Here is a 20,476-nt window from a genome sequence, read left to right on the forward strand (position 1 = left end):
GTCATCCTGACATGGTCGTTTCGGCGGCGTCCGGGCTCCCGGCCATCTCGGCGAGCGCGGCCTCGGGGTCCAGACCCATCGGGTTGCGCCGCATCACCTCGTTCTGCCTGCTGAGCCGCAGCGACAGCGGCGCGAGCAGCTCCACCAGCCGCGCCGTGCCCTGCTCGCCCAGCTCGATCCACGGCGCGGCGGCGGCCTCGTCGGTCAGCGCCTCGACGGTGTCGCGCAGGTCGCGGCCCTCGTCGGACAGCGCGCCGTCGTCGCCCAGCAGGCCGCGTTCGCGTAGGCGCTGGTCGGCCGCGGTCCACTCGCCCTCCGACCACTTGCGGGCGGCGCGCAGGTACTCGCCGGGCAGGCCCTTGTCGGCGCCGAACAGCACGAGCGTCTCGCACTCGTCGAGGCCCGCGGTGACCAGCGCGGCCACGTGCCCGTCGCCGCGGGACTCGCGCAGGGTCGTGGTGACCTGCCACAGCGCGAGGTGCGGCTGCTCGGGCAGCTCCAGCGCGGCGTTCGCGGCGCCCAGCGGGCGTCCGGCGGTGGGAATCCACGGCGCGACGGCGCGGGCGATGTCGGCGGCCTCGGCGATGTCCTGGCCCTCGACGACCTCGTCGCCGAGCATCCGGCGCAGCGCCGCGTCGACCCCGGCCAGCCTGGCGCGCAGGAACTCCGCGGGCGAGGCGATGTCCCACGCCTCCGGCAACGCGCGCTCGACCATGGACGGGTGGAAGTTGTAGAACAGGCTCGTCACCAGCCAGGCCGGGGCGGCGCCCAGCGGCGCGGCGCGCATGCCGAAGTAGCCCATCCACCGGCCCTTGCAGCCGAGGGCGTCGGTCTCGGCGATCGACTCGGGGGTGAAGTAGGTGACGTCGTGATACGGCTCGAAGCACAGCCACAACTGGCGCGGGTCCATGCCGCGATCCTATGAGTCGGCGAGGTAGCGCTCGACCCTTTCGACCTTCGCGGTCAGCTGACCTGTGTGACCGGGCCGGATATCTGCCTTGAGCACCAGCCCGACGCGCGGAAAGTTCTCCAGCAGGACGTCGGTGGCCTTCTTGACCACGGCCATCACCTCGTCCCACTCGCCCTCGATCGTGGTGAACATGGCCGTGGTCTCGTTCGGCAGGCCGGATTCGCGCACGACCCGCACGGCCGCGGCGACGGCCTCGCCGACGTTCTCCGACTCCCCGCCGAGCGGGCTGACACTGAAGGCGACGAGCACGGCTTCTCCTTCGGATCGGCGTTCCCCGGGGCACACTAGCCACGTGGCCGACCACTGGGTGCTGCACGTCGACCTCGACCAGTTCATCGCCGCGGTCGAGGTCCTGCGCAGACCTGAGCTGCGGGGCCTGCCGGTGGTCGTCGGCGGCCGCGGCGACCCGACCGAGCGCGCGGTGGTGGCGACGGCGTCGTATGAGGCGCGGAAGTTCGGGGTGCGGTCGGGGCTGCCGATGAAGCTGGCGGTCAAGCGCTGCCCGGACGCGGTGTTCCTGCCCAGCGACCCCGAGGCGTACACCGCCGCGTCCGCCGAGGTGATGGCGGTGCTGCGCGGGTTCGGCTTCCCGCTGGAGGTGCTCGGCTGGGACGAGGCGTTCCTCGGCGCCGAGACCGACGACCCGGTCGCGCTGGCCAAGCGGATCCACGACGCCGTGCTCGACGCGACCGCACTGCACTGCTCGGTCGGGATCGGCGACAACAAGCTGCGCGCGAAGCTGGCCACCGACTTCGGGAAACCCGCGGGCGTGTTCCAGCTCACCAAGGACACCTGGTTCGAGGTGATGGGCGACTGTCCGACCGACGCGCTGTGGGGCATCGGGACCAAGACCGCCCGCAAGCTCGCCGAGCTTGGCCTGAACACGGTGCGTGACCTCGCGGCGGCCGACCCCGAGGCGCTGGCCACCCGGATGGGTCCGACGATCGGCCCGTGGCTGCACTCCCTCGGCCTGGGCGCCGGTTCAGCCGAGGTGACCGGGACGCCGTGGGTGGCCCGGTCGCACAGCCGGGAAACCACCTTCCAGCAGGACCTCACCGAGCCGGACGACCTGCGCGAGGCGATCGTGCGGCTCGTCGGGCAGCTCATGGCCGACGTGGACCGGGAGGACCGGCCGGTGATCCGGGTCGGGGTGAAGGCGCGGTTCGCGCCGTTCTTCACGAAGAGCCGCAGCGTGACGCTGCCCGGCCCGACGAGAGCGGCGGCCGAGATCGAGTCGGCGGCGCTGACCGCGCTGGGCCGGTTCGACGTGGACAGGCCCGTCCGACTGCTGGGCGTGCGGGCGGAGTTCGAGCCGCCCGTCGAGGGCTACTGAGCGGTTCCTGGCTGGTAACTTGCTGGTCATGAGGCCGCGTACGTTGCCATTCGATCCGATCGCCCGGGCCGCGGAGCTGTGGCGCGAGCGGATCGGCGACTCGACGACCATGGCCGCGGTGACGAGCGTCATGCGCGTGCAGCAGATCCTCCAGTCCGCTGTGGACGGAGCGCTGAAGCCGCACGGCCTCACCTTCGCCCGCTACGAGGCGCTGGTGCTGCTCACGTTCTCATCACGTGGGAGCCTGCCGATGCGCGTCATGGGCGAGCGGCTGCAGCTGCACCCGACGAGCGTGACCAACATCGTCGACCGGCTCGAGGCCGACGGCCTGGTCCGGCGGATGCCGCACCCGACCGACCGCCGCACCACGCTGGCCGAGATCACCGAGGCCGGGCGCGAATTGCGCGCCCAGGCCACGGCGGCGGTGACGTCTGTCGACTTTGGTCTGCACGGCCTAACCGACCGGCAGACCGCCCAGCTCACCGACCTCCTCGCGAAGGTGCGCAAGGCGGCGGGCGACTTCCAGGACTAGATGGTCTGGCGCGCGGCCACCGGGTCGAGCTTGCCGGTGCGCAGCACCCAGCGCTCGAAGACGATCGTGGCCAGCGGCGGGATGCTCGAGACGAAGGCCCACGCCGTCGTCCACAGGTCCCAGCGCTGCTCGCGCGCGGTGAACGCGGTCACAGCGAGGTAGATCACGAACACGGCGCCGTGGATCGGCCCGAAGACCTTCACCCCGAGGTCGCCGAAGTCGGTGGCGTACTTGAAGAACATGCCGACGAGAAGGCCGAGCCAGGAGAAGGCCTCGGCGATGGCGACGGCGCGGAATCTGGCAGCGGTGTCGAACATGGCTCCAGTGTGGAGCGTGAGCCCCCTCACGCCCCCACCGGGTGCCTTGTGAACACAGCGAAGTCGCCAGGTCACACGCGGGTTTCTAGCTGTCCTCCCAAGTGAAGACCTTCGAGGCGATGAAGCCCACAACGAGGGTGAAGCCGATCAGGACGGCGCATGGCACGACCAGGGCGGCGGCGGACTTGCCGCGGACCAGGAAGTCCATCATGCCGTCGTTCATGTGCCGCAACGGGAACACCTTCGACACCGTCTGCAGCCACGGCGGCGCGGCGTCGATGGGGAAGAACGTGCCGGACAGGAACGCCATCGGCAGCACGACGATGTTGGCCGCTCCGGTCGCGGCTTCCTCGGTCTTGGTGAACGCGCCGATGAGCATGCCGATGGCGAAGAACGCCAGGATTCCGCTGAGGAACACGGGAATCGACATCCACCAGGTGCCGGACAGTCGCAGTCCGAACACCGGCAGCAACGCCACGCCGACGAACACGATCGCCTGCGCGATCGCCACGCCGATCGTGACGCTGAGGCGCGAGCTGAGCACAGTGGTCGGCGTCACCGGGGCCAGACGCAGCCTGCGCAGGACCTGCTTGCGCCGCCAGTTGACCATCGTCAGCGCGGCGCCGAACACGGCCGTGACCGCGATGCCCCACGACAGGATGCCCGGCGTCAGGTACTGGATCGGCTTGAGGGATGCGTCCTCGACCTGGGCGGCGGTGAACTCGAAGCGCGGCGGTTGGCCGGTCGCGCGGATGTTCAGCTCTTGGGTGACGCCCGCGACGATGCCGCGCACCAGACCGGCCTGGGCCTGGTCGCTCGCGGCGAACCGCAGGTCGACCTTGGTGCCGGTGGCCTCGACGAGACCGGGCAGGTCACCGTCGCGGACCTTCTGCACGCCCGCGTCGAGGGAGTCGAAGCGCTCCAACTCGACCGCGCCCGACTGCTCCAGCGCCGCGAGGACGGGGCCGTCGCCGACCGCGCCGAGCTTGAGCTTCTCCGCGCCCGCGTCGCGGAACAGCAGGCCGAATACGACGAGGAACATCAGCGGGAAGACGAAGGTGAAGAACAGCGTGGCCTTGTCGCGCACGAAGCCCTTGACCATGGCAACCGAAAGGCTCTTGAAAGCGCCCTTCATGCTCGGTACTCCCGTCCGGTCAGGTCGAGGAAGACGTCCTCGAGGGTGGCGGTGCGCACCTGGAGCCCGTCGAGCGTGCCCCGCTCGGCCAGCGCGGACAGCACCGGCGCCGGGGTGCGGGTGGAGATGGTGAGCGAGACATCGTCCTCATGGGCGGTGTCGGCGCCGACGAGCGCCTGGGCGTCCTCCAGGGACAGCGAGCCGCGTTCGAGGATGACGTGGGTGGGCGCGTCGAGGCCGCGCACGAGCGTCGCCGGGGCATCCATCGCCAGGATGCGGCCGGTGTCCATGATCGCGACGCGGTCGCACAGGATCTCGGCCTCGTCGAGGTAGTGCGTGGTGTAGACGATGGTCTTGCCCCGCTCCTGGATCGCGCGCAGCACGTCCCAGAGGTTGCGCCGGGCCTGTGGGTCGAGGGCGGCGGTGGGCTCGTCGAGGAAGACGACGTCCGGGTCGTGGACGAGCGCGCAAGCGATCGACAGCCGCTGGCGCTGGCCGCCGGACAGCTTGTCCTCGCGGGTGTCGGCCTTGTCGGTGAGCCCGACGAGTTCGAGCATCTCATCGGCCTTGGCCGGGGCAACGCCGTAGAGCGCGCCGAACGTGCGCAGCTGCTCACGGGCGGTCAGCTTCTCGAAGAACGCCGACGCCTGCAGCTGCACGCCCATCCGGGGCAGCAGCGCCTTGTTGCGCGGGAACGGGCTCTCGCCGAGCAGCCGCACGCTGCCGCCGTCCGGCTCGCGCAGGCCCTCGACGATCTCCAGAGTGGTCGTCTTGCCCGCGCCGTTGGGTCCGAGGATGCCGAAGAACTCGCCCTCGGCGACGGTGAACGAGACACCGTCAACGGCTTTGAGCTCCCCATACGACTTACGAATGTCCTCGACCACGATCGCTTCCGTGGTGACTGTCATGGTCACCAAGGTAGTACCGGTCTAGACCGCGCATCGACAGTTTGGGCCGGTCGGACCAGCCTAATTGGACTGTTGGACGCTCTCGATCAGCGAGTCCGCGGCGGAATAGGGGTCGAGTTCGCCCGACATGACGCGTTTGGCCAGTCCGTCGAGGGCGTCGCCGCCGTGCACGTCGGCCAGGCGGGCGCGCAGGGACTCGACCGCGATCGCCTCGATCTCGGTGCGGGCGCGGGTTGCCCGGCGTTCCTCCAGCTCACCGTGGGCGATCATCCAGTCGCGGTGGGAGTCGATGGCCTCGACCACCTCGGCGATGCCCTCGGCGCGCGCGGCGACCGTCTTGACGATCGGCTGGCGCCAGCTGGCGCCGCGGATCTCCCGGCGCCCCAACGAGATCATGTACTTCAGCTCGCGCACGGTCGTGTCGGCGCCGTCGCGGTCGGCCTTGTTGACCACGAAGACGTCGGCGATCTCCAGGATGCCCGCCTTCGCCGCCTGGATGCCGTCACCCATTCCCGGCGCCAGCAGCACCAGCGTGGTGTCGGCGAGGCCCACGACCTCCACTTCGGACTGTCCAACCCCGACAGTCTCGACGAGCACGACGTCGAAGCCCGCCGCGTCGAGCACGCGCAGCGCCTGCGGGGTGGCCCAGGCCATGCCGCCGAGGTGGCCGCGGGTGGCCATCGACCGGATGAACACGTCCGGATCCGTGGCGTGGTCCTGCATGCGGATGCGGTCGCCGAGCAGCGCGCCGCCGGAGAACGGCGACGACGGGTCGACGGCGAGCACGCCGACACGCTTGCCCTGGCCGCGGTAGGCGGCGACCAACGCCGAAGTGGTCGTCGACTTGCCGACCCCTGGCGACCCGGTGAGCCCGATGACCTGGGCCCGCCCGCCGAGGGGCGCCAGCGCCGCGGCGACCTCGCGCAGCTGCGGACTGGCGTCCTCGACCAGGGAGATGAGCCGGGCGACCGCGCGCGGCTGTCGCTGCCGCGCGCGGTCGACCAGATCGGCTACGTCGACCTGACGGGCCAAGCTCAGGCCTTGGGCACGCTGATGATCAGCGCGTCGCCCTGGCCGCCGCCACCGCACAGCGCGGCCGCGCCGACGCCGCCGCCGCGACGCTTGAGCTCGTACGCCAAGTGCACGATCAGGCGAGCACCGGAGGCACCGATCGGGTGACCGAGGGCGATCGCGCCGCCGTTCACGTTGACGATGTCCTCGGAGATGCCCAGCTTCTGCGTCGACACCACGCCGACCGCGGCGAACGCCTCGTTGATCTCGACCAGGTCGAGGTCGGAGGCCGCCAGGCCCTGCTTGGCCAGCGCGGCCTTGATCGCGTTGGACGGCTGCTCGTGCAGGCTGGCGTCCGGACCGGCCACGACGCCGTGCGCGCCGATCTCGGCGATCCAGGACAGGCCCAGTTCCTCGGCCTTGGCCTTGCTCATGACGACCACCGCGGCCGCGCCGTCGGAGATCTGCGAGGCCGAGCCCGCGGTGATGGTGCCGTCGCTGGCGAACGCCGGACGCAGCTTGGCCAGCGACTCGGCGGTGGTCTCGCCGCGCACGCCCTCGTCGGTGTCGAAGACGACCGGGTCGCCCTTGCGCTGCGGGATGGTGACCGGGGCGATCTCGTCGGCGAACACACCGTCGGCGATCGCCTTGGCCGCCTTCTGGTGCGACGCGGCGGCGAAGGCGTCCTGCTCCTCGCGGGTCAGGTCGTAGCGGGCGTTCACCTTCTCGGTGGACACACCCATCGCGACCTGGTCGAACGCGCAGAACAGGCCGTCGTAGGCCATGTGGTCCTGCAGGGTGACGTCGCCGTACTTGAAGCCGGAGCGGGACTTCGGCAGCAGGTGCGGCGCCTGGGTCATCGACTCCTGGCCGCCCGCGACCACGATGTCGAACTCGCCCGCGCGGATGAGCTGGTCGGCCAGCGCGATGGCGTCGAGGCCGGACAGGCACACCTTGTTGATGGTCAGGGCGGGCACGTCCATCGGGATGCCCGCGGCGACGGCGGCCTGGCGGGCCGGGATCTGGCCCGCGCCCGCGGTCAGGACCTGGCCCATGATCGTGTACTGGACCTGCTCGGGCTTGACGCCCGCCTTCTCCAGCGCTGCCTTGATCGCTACTCCGCCGAGCTGCGCCCCGGTGAAGTCCTTCAGCGAACCCAGCAGGCGGCCGATGGGGGTGCGCGCCCCCGCGACGATGACGGTTCCGGACACAGCGGTCTCCTCAGACGTGCGAACGTGCGTTAACTTGGACCTTACTCGCGGAGAACACCTTCGCCAGGTGCGTCTGTGAGTAGCCGCACAGCAAATAGTTACCCGCCGGTAGGCTGGACGTAAGGTTCACGCATGACTGATGCTCTCGCCGCGCACGTCGTCGCCGTCGACCACGTCGGAATCGCCGTCCCCGACCTCGACGAAGCCATCGCCTTCTACCGCGACAACTTCGGACTCGTCTCCGTCCACGAGGAGACCAACGAGGAGCAGGGTGTCCGCGAGGCCATGCTCCGCGCCCCCGGCGACACCGGCTCCGGCACCGCGATCCAGCTGCTCGCCCCGCTGAACGAGCAGTCGACCATCGCCAAGTTCATCGGCCGCAGCGGCCCCGGCCTGCAGCAGCTGGCCTACCGCGTCGCCGACATCGAGGCGACCGCCGCCGACCTGCGCGCCAAGGGCCTGCGCCTGCTCTACGACGAGCCCAAGCGCGGCACGTCGAACAGCCGGGTCAACTTCGTCCACCCGAAGGACGCGGGCGGCGTGCTGGTCGAGCTGGTCGAACCCGCCGCCGAAGCACACTGACGGCGGGTTCGCGCCCAGCTCACCCAGCGTTCGCGGCCAGCCAGGCGGGGTCTGGCTCGATCATCTGCAGGATGTCGAGCACCAGCCCGCCCGGCACCGCCGCGAAGAAGTGCCGCTGACCCCACGGCTCGTCGACGCACTCGGCGATGATCTCCGCGCCCGCCGCCCGCAGTCGGTTCTCCTCGGCCTTCGCGTCCTCCACCATGAACGCCAGGAACGTCCCGGCCACCGTGCGTCCGCGCAGCGCGGCCGGGGTGGACTCGTGGTCGGCCTGGATGAGGTCGAAGGTGAACGACGGGTCCGACTCGTGGCCGAAGTCGACGTACCAGCCCAGGTCGATGGTCACCTTCATGCCCACGTGCGCCACCAGGAAGTCCCGCGCGGCCGCCACGTCGTCGACCAGCACCGCGGTTGCGAACTTCGTGAATCGCATACACCCTCCAAATCACTACGTCTGGAGTACTTTAGACGTAGTGGTCTACGATCGGCAAGTGCGTAAGAACGAGGACCGGCGCCGGGCGCTGGTGGACGCGGCCGTCGACGTGCTGGCCGCCGAGGGAGCACGCGGGCTGACTTTCCGGGCGGTCGACACCTCGGCGGGGGTGCCCGCGGGCACCGCGTCGAACTACTTTCCCAGCCGCGACGAGCTGTTGAGCCAGGTCGGCGCCCACATCCATGTCCGACTGGCGCCCGATCCGGCGGTCGTGGCCAAGACGTTGGAAACGCCCCGCGACCGGGCCGCGGTCGCGCGGTTCATGCACGACATCCTCGACCGGGTCACCGCGGACCGTGCGGGCTATCTCGCCCTGCTCGAACTGCGCCTGGAGGCCACGCGCCGACCCGATTTGCACCGCGCGTTCACCGCGACCATGCGCGCGCAACTCGACGACAGCGTCGCCTTCCACCTCGACGCGGGCCTGCCCGGCCACCGCAGGACGGTGGAGCTGCTCTACATGGCGATGACCGGCCTGATCGTGGAAACCCTCACACTGCCCGGAATCCTGGGCGACGCACGCGCGCTCGTCGACGACTTGGTCGACCAGGTCGTGCCATGACAGGTCGGCGGGCCGCGGCGACCGCGGCCCGTCGACGGACGTGGGTCAGTGGGAACCGGCCATCCGGCTGGCCGCCTGGGCCAGAGGGAGGGCCGCGGCGCCCGCGACCACAGTCAGGGCACCGATGATCCAGGAGGACCACGCGATGCCGGTCATGTCGGTGTAGCTCATGACCCAGGGTGAGATGAACATCAGTACACCTAGGACGATCTGCACGGCCTCACCCGCGACCATGCCGGGCATCGCCAGCGACACGAGGCCATCGAGCGCGATCAGCGCGCCGAGCACGACCATGGTCCACATCGCGGCGTTGTCGGTGTCCATCCAGAGTGGAGACGCCATGGCGACGACACCGAGTACTACCTCGGCCCAGTCGTAGGGGCGGGTCCACGGTTTGACGACCGATCCGGACTCACTAATCGAGACCACCTCCACAGCTCGGAGATCCCAAGGTCAATAGTCCGCTTCCACCGCCGCGCAGGCAATATCACATTCGCACGATCGCGTGCCATCCCTCACATCGACGGCCCGCGCTGGGTACTCATAAGTAACATCTCGCCACCTGGGCGTTACGCCCCAATTCGCCGGGAGGTCCGCTGTGCAGAAGATCCTCGACGCCATCCAGGCCGACGAGCTCGACGCGATCGGCTCGTTGCCGGTCCCTGACTCCTACAAGGGAGTCACCGTGCACGCCGACGAAGTGGCGATGTTCGAGGGACTCGAGTCGCGTGACAAGGACCCCCGCAAGTCGCTGCACCTCGACGACGTGCCCGTGCCGGAGCTCGGCCCCGGCGAGGCCCTGGTCGCGGTGATGGCCAGCGCCATCAACTACAACACCGTGTGGACCTCGATCTTCGAGCCGGTCTCGACGTTCAAGTTCCTGGGGCGCTACGGCCGCATGTCGCCGCTGTCGAAGCGCCACGACCTGCCCTACCACGTGGTCGGCTCCGACCTCGCGGGCGTCGTGCTGCGCACCGGTCCCGGCGTGCACAACTGGAAGCCCGGTGACGAGGTCGTCGCGCACTGTCTCAACGTCGAGCTCGAAGGCCCCGACGGGCACAACGACACGATGCTCGACACCGAGCAGCGCATCTGGGGCTTCGAGACGAACTTCGGCGGCCTCGCCGAGATCGCGCTGGTCAAGTCCAACCAGCTCATGCCCAAGCCCAATCACCTGACCTGGGAAGAGGCCGCCTCCCCCGGCCTGGTGAACTCCACCGCCTACCGCCAGCTCGTCTCGAGCAACGGCGCGGGCATGAAGCAGGGCGACGTCGTGCTGATCTGGGGCGCCTCCGGCGGCCTGGGCTCCTACGCGACCCAGTTCGCGCTCAACGGCGGCGCGATCCCGGTGTGTGTCGTCTCCAGCCAGGAGAAGGCCGACATCTGCCGCAAGATGGGCGCCGACCTGATCATCGACCGCAGCGCCGAGGGCTTCAAGTTCTGGAAGGACGAGAACACCCAGGACCCGAAGGAGTGGCAGCGCCTCGGGGCCAAGATCCGCGAGCTCACCGGCGGCGAGGACCCCGACATCGTCTTCGAGCACCCCGGCAAGGAGACCTTCGGCGCCTCGGTCTACGTCACCCGAAAGGGCGGCACGATCGTGACCTGCGCGTCGACCTCCGGGTACATGCACCAGTACGACAACCGGTACCTGTGGATGAACCTCAAGCGCATCGTGGGCTCGCACTTCGCGAACTACCGCGAGTCGTGGGAGGCCAACCGGCTCATCGCCAAGGGCCTCATCCACCCGACGCTGTCGAAGGTGTACTCGCTGGCCGACACCGGCCAGGCCGCGCTGGACGTCCACCGCAACGCCCACCAGGGCAAAGTCGGCGTGCTGTGCCTGGCGCCGGAGGAGGGACTCGGTGTGCGTGACCACGAGATGCGCGCCAAGCACCTCGACGCCATCAACCGTTTCCGCGGCGTGTGACTCGATCACCCGCCAGGGCCCGTTCATTGTGGGAATCCGCTACTTGTCGTCAGTGGCGTAACCCAGACAGGTAGCGTGACCCCATGGGTTTGGGCGAGGAACGCGATCTCGTGCCGTTGGGTGCCGGTTTCGACATCACCAAGCGGGGCTACAGCCGCGCGCAGGTCGAAGAGCACCTCGAGCGGCTCGACGCGGAATTGCAGCTGTTGCACGCCGACCGGAACGCCGCGGTCTCGCAGGCCGCCGATCTCGCCAAGCAGCTCGAACGCGGGCGCTCCGAGATCGACGACCTGCGCGGCCAGGTCGAGCGGCTGTCGCTGCCGCCGACCACGCTCGAAGGACTGAGCGAGCGGCTGCAGCGCATGCTGCGCCTCGCCCAGGACGAGGCCACGGAGACCAGGGCTCGGGCCGAGGCCGAGGCCGGACACATCCGGTCTCGCGCCGAGGCCGAGTCCCTGATCCTGAAGCAGCGCTACGAGAAGCTGATCTCCGACCTCGACAAGCGCCGCGCGGAGATGGAAGCCGAGCACGCGGGTGTCGTCGAGCAGGCCCGCAAGGACGCCGAGCAGACCGTGGCCACGGCCCGCACCGAGGCCGCGCGGCTGGAGGCCGAGTCCGAGCAGCGCCGGACGACGGTCGAGGAAGACTTCGAGATGGCCATGGCCTCCCGCCGCACCGAGTCGATGCGCGCGCTGGCCGAGCAGGAGGCCACCAGCAAGTCCGAGGCCGAGCGCCGCGTGCGCGAAGCCACGGAGGAGGCCAACCGCCGCCGCCACGACGCGATGACCGAGTCGACGGCGCGGCTGCAGGAGGCCACCGCCGAGGCCCACCGCCGGGTTCGCGAGGCCACCGAGGAAGCCAACCGCCGCATCACCCACGCCGCCCAGCGCGTCGCGGCCCTGCGACAGCTGCGTGCCCGCGTCGCCGACCAGCTCCACTCGGCCCGCGACCTCATCGCCGACGCCCACGTGCAGTTGGCCGACGCCGCGCCGATCCTCGACCCGCTGCCGGAGGAACGCGCCCCGAAGACGATCGACGGCACGCCGTCGGACGACTCGCCGACGAAGATGATGAAGCCGGTCGGCCCGCCGAAGGAGAGCTGGGAGGACGCCGAGCCCGAGGTCCCGGCCACGAAGCCCGCCGCGGCGGTCAAGGCCGCCCCGGCGCCCGCGGCCAAGGCCCCGGCCAAGCCCGCGCCGTCGGAACCGAAGCCCGAACCCAGCGGCGACCAGACCCAGCGCCTGGCGATCCCGCAGAACACGGGCCGCAAGTAAGTCAGTCCTGGCCGATGTCCTCGAACCACAGTTCGGGGCGCGCGGCGATGAAGTCGGTCATCATGGCGACGCACTCCGGGTCGTCCAGGACCGTGATCGAGACGCCGTTCTCGGCGAGCCACTCGTGGCCGCCGAAGAACGTGCGCGCCTCGCCGATCACCACCGACGTGATGCCGAACTGCCGCACCAGCCCGCTGCAGTACCAGCACGGCGACAGCGTGGTGACCATCGTGGTCCCCCGGTAGGACGCCCGGCGGCCCGCGGCGCGGAACGCCGCCGTCTCGCCGTGGACCGACGGATCGGCGTCCTGCACGCGCCGGTTGTGCCCACTTCCCCAGAGCGAGCCGTCCGGTCCGAACAAGGCCGCCCCGATCGGGATTCCGCCCGCCGCGAGCCCGGTTCGCGCTTCCGCCACAGCCACCGCGAGCATCTTTGTCACGTCCACCACGCGGATTCTCCGCCCTCGCGCGTCCGGTAGGCGAGTTGGTCGTTGACCTGGTTAGGTCTACCGACAGGTAGGAAACTCCAGGAGGACATCGGCATGGCCGCCTATAAGACCGTCGTCGTCGGCACCGACGGCTCGGATTCCTCATACCGCGCCGTCGACCGCGCCGCCGCGATCGCCGCCGACACCGGGGCGACGCTGGTGATCGCGTGCGCCTTCCAGCCCGCGAGCAGCCGGGCGATCGAGCGCGCGCAGGACACCCTCGGTGACGACGTCGCCTACCAGGTCGTGGGCTCGAACCCGGCCGAGGAGTCGGTGCGCACCGCCGCCGAGCGCGCGGCCAAGGCGGGGGCGACCAAGGTCGAGACCGTCGTCGTCGACGGCGACCCGGTGCCCGCACTGACCAAGATCGTCATCGACAAGTCGGCCGACCTGCTGGTGGTCGGCAACCGGGGCCTCAACACGCTCGCGGGCCGCATCCTGGGCTCGGTGCCGTCGGAGGCCGCCCGCAAGTCGCACGTCGACGTGCTCATCGTCCACACGACGTGACCGAGGAGGTCGACGCCGCCCAGCGGCGCGTCGAGCAGGTACTGCTCGGTGGCGACCGGCTGTACACGCGGCAGGAGGCGTGCGACAAGGCGGGCGTGCCGCTGTCGCGCGCCGAGTCGCTGTGGCGGGCGCTCGGCTTCGCCAGCGTGCCCGACGAGGCCGTGGTGTTCACCGACGCCGACGTCGAGGCGCTGCGCACCACCGACGCGCTGATGTCGGCGGGGGTCCTCGACCCGAACCTCACCATCGCCACCGCGCGCGTGCTGGGCCAGCACCTGTCGCGGCTGGCCGAGTGGCAGGTCGACCTGCTGCGCGACGTGCTCAAGGCCAACCCCGAGCTGGGCGCCGACGAACGCCAGCTCGGCCGGTTCGTCGAGGGCCTGGTGCCCGCGCTGGAGCGCATCCAGAACCACGCGTGGCGCAGGCACCTGGCCGCCTACGCCGGCCGCGCGCTGGCCACCTCCGGTGAGGAACTGGAGTCGCACAGCGAGGTCGTGGGGTTCGCCGACATGGTCGGGTTCACCACGTTCACCCGCCGCTCCAACGAGGACCAGCTGGTGTCGGTGGTCGACAAGTTCGACGCGCTGACCGCCGAGGTCGTCGCCGAGAACCGGGGCCGGATCGTCAAGATGCTGGGCGACGAGGTCATGTTCGTCGCCGACACGCCCCGCCAGGGCGCCGAGATCGCGCTGACGATGCTGGAGCGCGCCGAGGCCGACCCGGACCTGCCGTCGCTGCGCGCGGGCATGGCCTACGGCTACGTGGTGAGCCGGTTCGGCGACGTCTACGGCTCGGTGGTCAACATCGCGGCCAGGCTGACGTCGGTCGCGCGGCCCGGGACGGTCATGGTGAGCCGCGAACTGGCCGACGAGCTGTCCGACCTCGGCCCGTACGCCCTGCGGCACCGCAGGCCGGTGTCGGTGCGCGGGTTCAGCAGGCTGCGGCTCTCGGTGCTGCGCCGGTCGGACGAAGAGGTGCCGAGCATCCCGCTGGTGCCCGACGTGCCCCGGCGCAGGCGGCGCTAGGCGCGGTCGGCCAGCCAGGGCGCCACGGCGTCGAGGAATGCCTCGGGGACCTCGATCGGCGGCATGTGGCCCGCGTCGGGCAGCACCTTCAGCTCGCCGCCGGTCTGGTCGGCCAGTTCCTGGGCCAGCGTCACCGGCATGAGCTTGTCCAGCTCACCGTGCACGACCAGCGCGGGCACACCCGCCGCGCGCAGCGTGTCGGCCGAGTCAGGCCGGGCGGCCATTGCGCGCTGGGCCCACGCGACCGTCGCGGCGTCCTGTGCCTCGATCTGCGCGCGGACATCGTCGGCCTTGGCCTCGTCGGCGATGAGGACGGGCAGCATCGTGTCGGCGAACCACGGCACGATCCCCTCCCGGTCGGCGCGCTCGGCCACGGCCAGCCGGTTGGCCTTGGCCTCGTCGGTGTCGGCGGTGGACTTCGTGTCGACCAGCAGCAGCCCGGACACCCGGTCGGGCGCGGCCCGCAGCGCGGCCATGGTCACGTAGCCGCCCATCGAGCAGCCGCCGACCACCGCGCGCTCGATCCCCAGGTCGTCGAGCAGGTCGATCACGTCGCGGCCGAGCGCTTCGAGGTCGGGCTCGCCACTGAGCCCGGTCTGGCCGAAGCCGCGCAGGTCGGGCGTGATCAGCCGGACGACGTCGGACAGGCCCTCGCGGACCGGGTCCCACATGCGCGAATCGAACGGGAACGCGTGCAGGAGGACGACGGGAACGCCGGAGCCGGTGTCGGTGAGGTGCACGCCGGTCATTCTGGCGAACGGAGGCGGACTTCGCGGACCCGCCGCACCGCGTCCGGCCCCGCCAGTTCCGCCCGCGCGTCCGGATTGTCCAGATAGAACGTCAGCGTGTGCAGGACGACGAGCTGGTCGACGTCCAGCGACCGCATCGGCAACGCGCACGCGACGTCCTTGCCGAACTTCTCCGCCGCCTTGCGCATGCGGGTGTTCATCGTCTCGCTGTTGTGCGACACGACGCCGACGAAGTTCTGGCTGGGGCCGGTGTTGGCCCGCCCGATGCGCAGGCAGAGCGGCCGGATCTCCGAGATGTCGCTCCACGGCACCCGCACCGCCGGATGCACCCAGTTGATCACCACGTGCTCGGGCGTCAACAGGACCCCGGTGGTGCGCGGCTTCCGGCGCAGCGCGAACACGCCCGCGGCCAACAGGAGCAGCCCGAGGATGCCGAACACGACAGCCCCGAACATCGCGATCACACCCCCGAACACGATGAGGAGTGCCGTCACGCCGCCCAGCGCGAGCCCCGCCACCACGAGCAGGACGCCCGCGGCGACCCTGGCTTGTCTGGAGGGCAGCAGCAGTCCCCCGCCGCCGTCCTCGGCCACGGTCGAGACCTGGCCGCCGGGGACGCCGGAGGAGTGCACGGTGCCGTCGGGGGCACGCCAAGGCTGCGGACACGAGAGCGCACGGTCGCTGTCCATGGCTCCATCCAATCGCTTCACGCACCCGAATTTCCAGCGACCAGGCCGGTCGACTCGTCTAGGTTCGACCCATGAGGGGAATCCGGACCGACCGGCTGGTCCTGCGGGAACCCACCATGGCGGACTTACCCGCGATGGTGGCGGTTCACACCGACCCCGGCGCCACGGTTTTCGAACCGGAGGGCCCGCGCACTCCGGAGCAGTGCCACGTGCAGCTGACCAACTGGATCCAGCGCTGGGCGACCGACGGCCACTGCTACTGGATCATCCTGACCGACGGCGGCCCGATCGGCTTCGGCGGCATCGGCCTCTGCGAACGCGACGGCGAGCCCTACCTCAACCTGTACTTCCGCTTCACCCCGAGCGCCTGGGGCCACGGCTACGCCACGGAGATGGCCACGGCCGCGCTGGACCTCGCCGCCCGCCGCAGGCCGGACCTGCCGGTGTGGATCGTGACGGCGGCGGAGAACCAGCGCGCCCTGCGGATCGCGGAGAAGTTCGGCTTCCACCCCATCCCGTCCCCCGACCCGGACGACGCCTTCTGGGTCTACCGCGAGTGGCGCGCCCCGACTCGCCCGCGAGCCGCGACCACCGCCAAGGTGATCACCACCGACGGGAGCTAGGTCCGCGTCGACCGCGGCTGCTCCAGCACGCCTGGTGCCAGTGCCGCCGGTCCTCCACACTGCCGTAGTCGTCCGCGGGCCACGCGACCACGTGGGGCATCCCCGGTGGGATCAGGTGGTCGCACCCGGGGCAGCGGTACTCCTTCGTCGCCTGGGTGCCGGGGATGTTGCGGACCAGCCAGTCCCCGTCCGGCCCGCTTTCGCGACGCTGGGCGGCCAAGCCGCCGCCGAGGGGGCGGGGCTCGTCGGGTGTGGGGCGGTTTCGGCGCGGCACGGTAGGCACCGTATCCAGGTGGCCAGGCACAATGGGCGGGTGCCCACCTATGAGTTCCGCTGCCGCGAGTGCGGCTCGACCTTCGACGTCCAGCGGCCGATGAGTGCCTCCGGCGACCCCGCCGACTGCCCCGACGGCCACACCGACACGGTGAAGCTGCTCAAGATGGCCGGTCTCGCCGGGTCCGCGGGCGCCCCGGCGCCGCAGGGTGGCGGCGGGGGCTGCTGCGGCGGCGGTTGCTGCGGCTGACATGTGGCTGCCCGATCCGGCCCTCGTCGTGCTGGTCGGCGCGTCCGGGTCGGGGAAGTCGACATGGGCGCGGGCGCGGTTCCGGGCCGCCGAGATCGTCAGCTCCGACGAGCTGCGCGGCATAGCGGGCAGCGGCCCCAACGACCTCGACGCCTCCGCCGACGCGTTCGCGCTGCTGGAGCGGATCGTCGACGCGCGGCTGGGAAGGCGGCTGACGACCGTCGTCGACACGCTCGGGTTCGACCCGGCCCTGCGCGCGCGGTGGCGCGAGGTCGCGCGGGCGGCCGGGCTCCCCGCCGTCGCGGTGGTGATGGCGACGGCGCCGGTGGTGTGCAAGCGGCGCAACAGTGATCGCGACCGGCCGGTGCCTGCGCCGGTGCTCGCGGGCCAGCTCAAGCGCGCCGCCCAGGTCGCCGCGGAGTTGGCGGCCGAGGGCTGGGACTCGGTCGTCGAGGTCACCAGCGCCGAGGCCGTCCCGGAAGCGCCCGCCGCCGTGGCGCCGGAGTCGCGGCCGACCGGGCTCGAAGTCGTCCTGCAGGTCTCGCGCTTTCCGTGGGGCGAGGACCCGGCGGGCTGGCTGCGTGGGATCGCCATGGCCGCCGACGACGCCGGGTTCGCTGGCATCGCGCTGATGGACCACCTCATCCAGATCCCCCAGGTCGGCCGCGCGTGGGAGCCGATTCCCGAGCCGTGGGTCACGCTGGGCCTGCTGGCGGGCCTCGACACCCGGTTGAAGCTCGGCACCCTGGTCAGCCCGGTGACGTTCCGGCCGCCCGGCATCACCGCGAAGGCCGTCGCGACGCTGTCGGCCTTGAGTGGCGGCCGCGCGTTCCTCGGCATCGGCGCGGGCTGGTGGGAACGCGAGCACCAGGCGTTCGGCCTGCCCTTCCCACCCGCCGCCGAGCGCCTCGACGCGCTCGCCGCTGCCATCGAGACCATCCGCGCGTTGACCGCCAAGGGCACCAAGCCCTACGCGAGCGCGCGCGTTTCACTCCCCGAAACGACGTGCTACCCGCGCGGCGATGTGCCGATCATCGTCGGTGGCGGCGGGGAGCGGCGCACCCTGCGCATCGCCGCGGAACTGGCCGACGGCTGCAACTTCCCGTCCGATCTGGCCACAGTGGACAGAAAGGTCGAGATCCTGCGCCGCCACTGCGCCGACGTCGGCCGCGACCCGGCCGAGGTCACCGTGACGGTGTTGGACCTGCCGGTCATCGGCGAGGACCGCGACGACACTTGGGCCCGCGTGGAGAAGCTGCGCGGCCGAACTCCCGCCGCGACGTTCGCCGCCCGTCACCATGCCGGGACCGTTGACGACCATCGCGCGCGCTACGCGGAGCTGGCCGAACGCGGTGTGCGGACGGTGTTTCTCAGCCTTCCCGACCTCTCCGGCGCGGAGGATGTGTCCAGGTTGGCCGCGCTCTGCCAGTGGCGCTAATCAACAATTGATTAGCATAATCGACCACCTGTTCGAGTGATGCGCAGGGCTTGTTGTTCTGGTGTCATGGATTTATGAGTGATCGAAAACCCACGAGAGCGCGCAACAAGTCCCCGCCCTGTCACCGGCTGAGCTTGGGCCAGACCTCTTCCACGACCTTGTTGAGCGCCGGGCAAGCGTCCTCGGCGTCGGCTTCCGGCACCCAGACCGAGAGGTGGGCGTACTCGGCCTGGGCCACGAGGCCGTCGATGGCGATGGGCTGCACGTAGGTCATCGCCCAGCACCCCACGAAGCCGTCCTCGGGGGCGCTGGGTCCGCCTGCGATCGTGGTCGGTCGCCCGGCCAGCGTCACGTTGCGGCGGTCGACTCCCTCGAAGTCGATCCACCCCGCCGCGAGGCGCAGGGTCATGGACGAGGTGTCAACGTCGCCGTACAGGCACTCGTGCTTGGTCAGAGGGCTGAAGCCGCTGCGGCTGTTCAGGCCGGGGACGTGTTCGGTGGCCGACGGCGGGAGCAGCTCGCAGGCGTCGACTCGGGCCAGGGAGTCGGCTTCGATGACCCGCCGGGAGACGAGGCCGTCGTCGAACCGGGCGGCCATCGCGGTCACCGCCTTGGCCGCGATCGGGCACAGGTCTTCGGTGAGGCCGTCCGAGTACACGTCGACCAGGAACGTGACGTCGTCGGGGAACACCACGCCCTGCGTACACGCTCCCGGCTCGTCATCGAAGACCAGGGACTTGAGGCCGCCGCCCAGGTCGGTCAACTCGGGGTCGTCGCCTGGGCCGCCTTCCAGGCTGTCGATCTCGTGCGCCTCGATCTCGACAACGCTGCCGTCGGCGCGGGTGATCGCGTAGGCGCAGGCGTCGAACGCCTCGGGGGAGATCAGTCTGGGTGAACCGAATGAGGTCAGATCGTCAGAACGGAGGAACAGACACAGGTCAACGAACACCAGGTCACCGAACACGGCCTCGGCGGTGATGCGCGCCGGGTCGACGGTCGCGGCCTTCGCCGACAGCCGGGTCGGCGGTGGCGGGTTCGGCACCGGCTGGGCCGACCCCGGCACGGCGACCGAACACGCGGACGCGACCAGCACGACCGAAAGCGCGCAGGCAGCGGCAACAGCTCTGATCATCAATTTCCCCAGTGATGATTCGGAGGCCCCGACTCCCATAGTTTAGGTCACGTCAGCGGGGCAGTTTCGGCCACACCTGCGCGGCGATCGCCTCCGCCGTCGCGCACCTGTCGTCGGTCGGGAGCCAGACCTCGAGGATCGCGTACTCGGTCGCGCCTGGCAGGTCCTTGACCGCGATGGGGTGGTGGGCGGTCGAGACCGTGCACTGGTGCAGGCTGCCTGTCTTCCCCGCGGGAGACCTCTGGAGGACAGTCGGCCGTCCGTCGATGGGCTTGGTGGTCGCCGTGGGGTCCGCGGCGGGCGGGTAGCCGAGGGCCATCGTGAGGCTCACGTACGGCGTGGTGGCGTCGCCGGTCGGGGAGGCGCACCAGTGCCTGGCGCGCAGCGTTTGCCGGGTGGGGTCGAAACCGGGCAGGTCGGCGGGCAGCACCGCGCAGGCGTCGAGCCTGGCGAGCGAGTCCGATGAGACCTTCCTGGTCGACACGATCCCGGCGGCGAAGCGGGTGCCCATGGCGTCGACGGCCTTGCGGACCAGGGGGCACAGGTCCGTGGTCGGTGGTCCCGACATGGACGCCTGCACGCTGAGGCCGACGTTGTCCGGGAACAGGATGTCGGTGCGGCAGCTTCCGCCCGCGCCGTCGTATATCCGCACGCCACCTGCCAGGGTGCGCGACGGTGCCCGCGACGGCTCGGCGCGCACGTCGAAGAAGTCGCCCGCGCGGATCGAGGCGCGCGCGTTGTCCGGCGCGGCGACCTCGATCACGCAGGCGTCGAACGCGGCGGGCACGCCGATCCGGGTCTGGCCGAGTTCGATCAGGTCCTCCGGCCTGAGGAACTCGCAGACGTCGACGGACGTGAGGTCGCCGAACGCGGCCTCGGCGGTCACCTTGGCCGGGTCGACCGCGCGGGTCGTCGGCGTCGATTCGGCGATGGTCGTGGGCGACGGCGGTGTGGGATCGGCCGTTTCGGTGCACGCGCTGAGCAGCGTCGCCGCGCACAACGCGGCGATCAACGGTCTGATCATGACAATCCCCCAGGATCGAGT

Annotated in this window: 26 protein-coding genes; 11 read left to right on the top strand and 15 right to left on the bottom strand. The window is 70.7% G+C overall.

Translation table 11 applies throughout. The features are described from left to right. Position 1: 1 nt before the first annotated feature. Together ACSHT8_RS16520 and ACSHT8_RS16525 are read right to left on the bottom strand one after the other, a co-directional pair. Complete coding sequence (locus tag ACSHT8_RS16520; RefSeq protein ID WP_436501908.1) at positions 2-910, bottom strand: SCO6745 family protein; 909 nt, start codon at positions 908-910, stop codon at positions 2-4. 9 nt (positions 911-919) lie between these two features. After that, the gene (locus ACSHT8_RS16525; protein WP_436501909.1) at positions 920-1,219 is read right to left on the bottom strand and encodes an MTH1187 family thiamine-binding protein; all 300 of its coding nucleotides are present in this window, start codon (positions 1,217-1,219) and stop codon (positions 920-922) included. Between the two features lie 43 nt (positions 1,220-1,262). Between ACSHT8_RS16525 and ACSHT8_RS16530 the strand changes: the two genes are divergently transcribed. Next, positions 1,263-2,303 (top strand): DNA polymerase IV, encoded by a 1,041-nt coding sequence (locus ACSHT8_RS16530; protein WP_436501910.1) that lies wholly within the window; start codon positions 1,263-1,265, stop codon positions 2,301-2,303. A gap of 28 nt (positions 2,304-2,331) precedes the next feature. Further along, a complete protein-coding gene (locus ACSHT8_RS16535) occupies positions 2,332-2,835 on the top strand; it encodes a MarR family winged helix-turn-helix transcriptional regulator (protein WP_436501911.1) in 504 nt (167 codons plus the stop codon). Here the strand turns inward: ACSHT8_RS16535 and ACSHT8_RS16540 are convergent. From ACSHT8_RS16540 to ACSHT8_RS16560, 5 genes are all read right to left on the bottom strand, one after another. Continuing rightward, entirely contained in the window at positions 2,832-3,152 is a 321-nt protein-coding gene (locus ACSHT8_RS16540; protein ID WP_436501912.1) for a DUF3817 domain-containing protein, read from the bottom strand. The two genes, ACSHT8_RS16535 and ACSHT8_RS16540, sit on opposite strands and share 4 nt — an antisense overlap. A gap of 85 nt (positions 3,153-3,237) precedes the next feature. After that, positions 3,238-4,287, bottom strand: a complete 1,050-nt coding sequence (locus tag ACSHT8_RS16545; RefSeq protein WP_436501913.1) for an ABC transporter permease — start codon at positions 4,285-4,287, stop codon at positions 3,238-3,240. Continuing rightward, positions 4,284-5,195 (bottom strand): ABC transporter ATP-binding protein, encoded by a 912-nt coding sequence (locus ACSHT8_RS16550; RefSeq protein WP_436501914.1) that lies wholly within the window; start codon positions 5,193-5,195, stop codon positions 4,284-4,286. Before ACSHT8_RS16550 ends, ACSHT8_RS16545 begins: the two co-directional genes overlap by 4 nt. Positions 5,196-5,255: 60 nt before the next feature. Further along, entirely contained in the window at positions 5,256-6,227 is a 972-nt protein-coding gene (gene meaB / locus ACSHT8_RS16555; protein ID WP_436501915.1) for a methylmalonyl Co-A mutase-associated GTPase MeaB, read from the bottom strand. A 2-nt stretch (positions 6,228-6,229) separates the two neighbouring features. Then, complete coding sequence (locus ACSHT8_RS16560; RefSeq protein WP_436501916.1) at positions 6,230-7,417, bottom strand: acetyl-CoA C-acetyltransferase; 1,188 nt, start codon at positions 7,415-7,417, stop codon at positions 6,230-6,232. A gap of 132 nt (positions 7,418-7,549) precedes the next feature. On the opposite strand from ACSHT8_RS16560, the gene mce reads away from it, so the two are divergent. Then, positions 7,550-7,999, top strand: coding sequence for a methylmalonyl-CoA epimerase (mce, locus tag ACSHT8_RS16565; protein ID WP_436501917.1), 450 nt, complete (start codon positions 7,550-7,552; stop codon positions 7,997-7,999). 19 nt (positions 8,000-8,018) lie between these two features. Here mce and ACSHT8_RS16570 read toward each other — a convergent pair whose 3' ends face one another. After that, positions 8,019-8,432, bottom strand: a complete 414-nt coding sequence (locus ACSHT8_RS16570; protein ID WP_436501918.1) for a VOC family protein — start codon at positions 8,430-8,432, stop codon at positions 8,019-8,021. A gap of 58 nt (positions 8,433-8,490) precedes the next feature. Here ACSHT8_RS16570 and ACSHT8_RS16575 point away from each other — a divergent pair, with 58 nt between their 5' ends. Further along, positions 8,491-9,054: a TetR/AcrR family transcriptional regulator gene (locus ACSHT8_RS16575; RefSeq protein WP_436501919.1), complete on the top strand. Its 564-nt coding sequence runs from the start codon at positions 8,491-8,493 to the stop codon at positions 9,052-9,054. Between the two features lie 45 nt (positions 9,055-9,099). Here ACSHT8_RS16575 and ACSHT8_RS16580 read toward each other — a convergent pair whose 3' ends face one another. Further along, entirely contained in the window at positions 9,100-9,483 is a 384-nt protein-coding gene (locus tag ACSHT8_RS16580) for an SPW repeat protein (protein WP_436501920.1), read from the bottom strand. A gap of 169 nt (positions 9,484-9,652) precedes the next feature. Between ACSHT8_RS16580 and ccrA the strand changes: the two genes are divergently transcribed. Together ccrA and ACSHT8_RS16590 are read left to right on the top strand one after the other, a co-directional pair. Continuing rightward, positions 9,653-10,984 (top strand): crotonyl-CoA carboxylase/reductase, encoded by a 1,332-nt coding sequence (ccrA, locus tag ACSHT8_RS16585; RefSeq protein ID WP_436501921.1) that lies wholly within the window; start codon positions 9,653-9,655, stop codon positions 10,982-10,984. Between the two features lie 83 nt (positions 10,985-11,067). Then, a complete protein-coding gene (locus ACSHT8_RS16590) occupies positions 11,068-12,258 on the top strand; it encodes a chromosome segregation protein (protein ID WP_436501922.1) in 1,191 nt (396 codons plus the stop codon). A gap of 1 nt (position 12,259) precedes the next feature. On the opposite strand, the gene ACSHT8_RS16595 is transcribed toward ACSHT8_RS16590, so the two are convergent. After that, positions 12,260-12,688, bottom strand: a complete 429-nt coding sequence (locus ACSHT8_RS16595; RefSeq protein WP_436502084.1) for a nucleoside deaminase — start codon at positions 12,686-12,688, stop codon at positions 12,260-12,262. 111 nt (positions 12,689-12,799) lie between these two features. Here ACSHT8_RS16595 and ACSHT8_RS16600 point away from each other — a divergent pair, with 111 nt between their 5' ends. After that, positions 12,800-13,252, top strand: a complete 453-nt coding sequence (locus tag ACSHT8_RS16600) for a universal stress protein (RefSeq protein WP_436501923.1) — start codon at positions 12,800-12,802, stop codon at positions 13,250-13,252. Beyond that, complete coding sequence (locus tag ACSHT8_RS16605; RefSeq protein ID WP_436501924.1) at positions 13,249-14,277, top strand: adenylate/guanylate cyclase domain-containing protein; 1,029 nt, start codon at positions 13,249-13,251, stop codon at positions 14,275-14,277. Before ACSHT8_RS16600 ends, ACSHT8_RS16605 begins: the two co-directional genes overlap by 4 nt. Here ACSHT8_RS16605 and ACSHT8_RS16610 read toward each other — a convergent pair. Together ACSHT8_RS16610 and ACSHT8_RS16615 are read right to left on the bottom strand one after the other, a co-directional pair. After that, complete coding sequence (locus ACSHT8_RS16610; RefSeq protein ID WP_436501925.1) at positions 14,274-15,026, bottom strand: alpha/beta fold hydrolase; 753 nt, start codon at positions 15,024-15,026, stop codon at positions 14,274-14,276. The genes ACSHT8_RS16605 and ACSHT8_RS16610 overlap by 4 nt on opposite strands. Beyond that, on the bottom strand, positions 15,023-15,715 hold the full coding sequence (locus ACSHT8_RS16615; protein ID WP_436501926.1) for a hypothetical protein: 693 nt from the start codon (positions 15,713-15,715) through the stop codon (positions 15,023-15,025). Before ACSHT8_RS16615 ends, ACSHT8_RS16610 begins: the two co-directional genes overlap by 4 nt. Before the next feature lie 71 nt (positions 15,716-15,786). On the opposite strand from ACSHT8_RS16615, the gene ACSHT8_RS16620 reads away from it, so the two are divergent. After that, the gene (locus ACSHT8_RS16620; RefSeq protein ID WP_436501927.1) at positions 15,787-16,338 is read left to right on the top strand and encodes a GNAT family N-acetyltransferase; all 552 of its coding nucleotides are present in this window, start codon (positions 15,787-15,789) and stop codon (positions 16,336-16,338) included. Here ACSHT8_RS16620 and ACSHT8_RS16625 read toward each other — a convergent pair. Next, complete coding sequence (locus ACSHT8_RS16625; protein ID WP_436501928.1) at positions 16,319-16,612, bottom strand: hypothetical protein; 294 nt, start codon at positions 16,610-16,612, stop codon at positions 16,319-16,321. The genes ACSHT8_RS16620 and ACSHT8_RS16625 overlap by 20 nt on opposite strands. Positions 16,613-16,651: 39 nt before the next feature. Between ACSHT8_RS16625 and ACSHT8_RS16630 the strand changes: the two genes are divergently transcribed. Both ACSHT8_RS16630 and ACSHT8_RS16635 read left to right on the top strand, forming a co-directional pair. Continuing rightward, positions 16,652-16,861: an FmdB family zinc ribbon protein gene (locus ACSHT8_RS16630; protein ID WP_436501929.1), complete on the top strand. Its 210-nt coding sequence runs from the start codon at positions 16,652-16,654 to the stop codon at positions 16,859-16,861. Position 16,862: 1 nt separating this feature from the next. Next, on the top strand, positions 16,863-18,299 hold the full coding sequence (locus tag ACSHT8_RS16635; RefSeq protein ID WP_436501930.1) for an LLM class flavin-dependent oxidoreductase: 1,437 nt from the start codon (positions 16,863-16,865) through the stop codon (positions 18,297-18,299). Positions 18,300-18,420: 121 nt separating this feature from the next. Here ACSHT8_RS16635 and ACSHT8_RS16640 read toward each other — a convergent pair whose 3' ends face one another. Together ACSHT8_RS16640 and ACSHT8_RS16645 are read right to left on the bottom strand one after the other, a co-directional pair. Further along, the gene (locus ACSHT8_RS16640; protein WP_436501931.1) at positions 18,421-19,431 is read right to left on the bottom strand and encodes a hypothetical protein; all 1,011 of its coding nucleotides are present in this window, start codon (positions 19,429-19,431) and stop codon (positions 18,421-18,423) included. A gap of 52 nt (positions 19,432-19,483) precedes the next feature. Continuing rightward, positions 19,484-20,455, bottom strand: a complete 972-nt coding sequence (locus tag ACSHT8_RS16645) for a hypothetical protein (RefSeq protein WP_436501932.1) — start codon at positions 20,453-20,455, stop codon at positions 19,484-19,486. Between the last annotated feature and the right edge of the window lie 21 nt (positions 20,456-20,476).

Origin of the sequence: Actinokineospora sp. HUAS TT18, from assembly GCF_051364635.1 — a bacterium.
Taxonomy (GTDB): Bacteria; Actinomycetota; Actinomycetes; order Mycobacteriales; family Pseudonocardiaceae; genus Actinokineospora.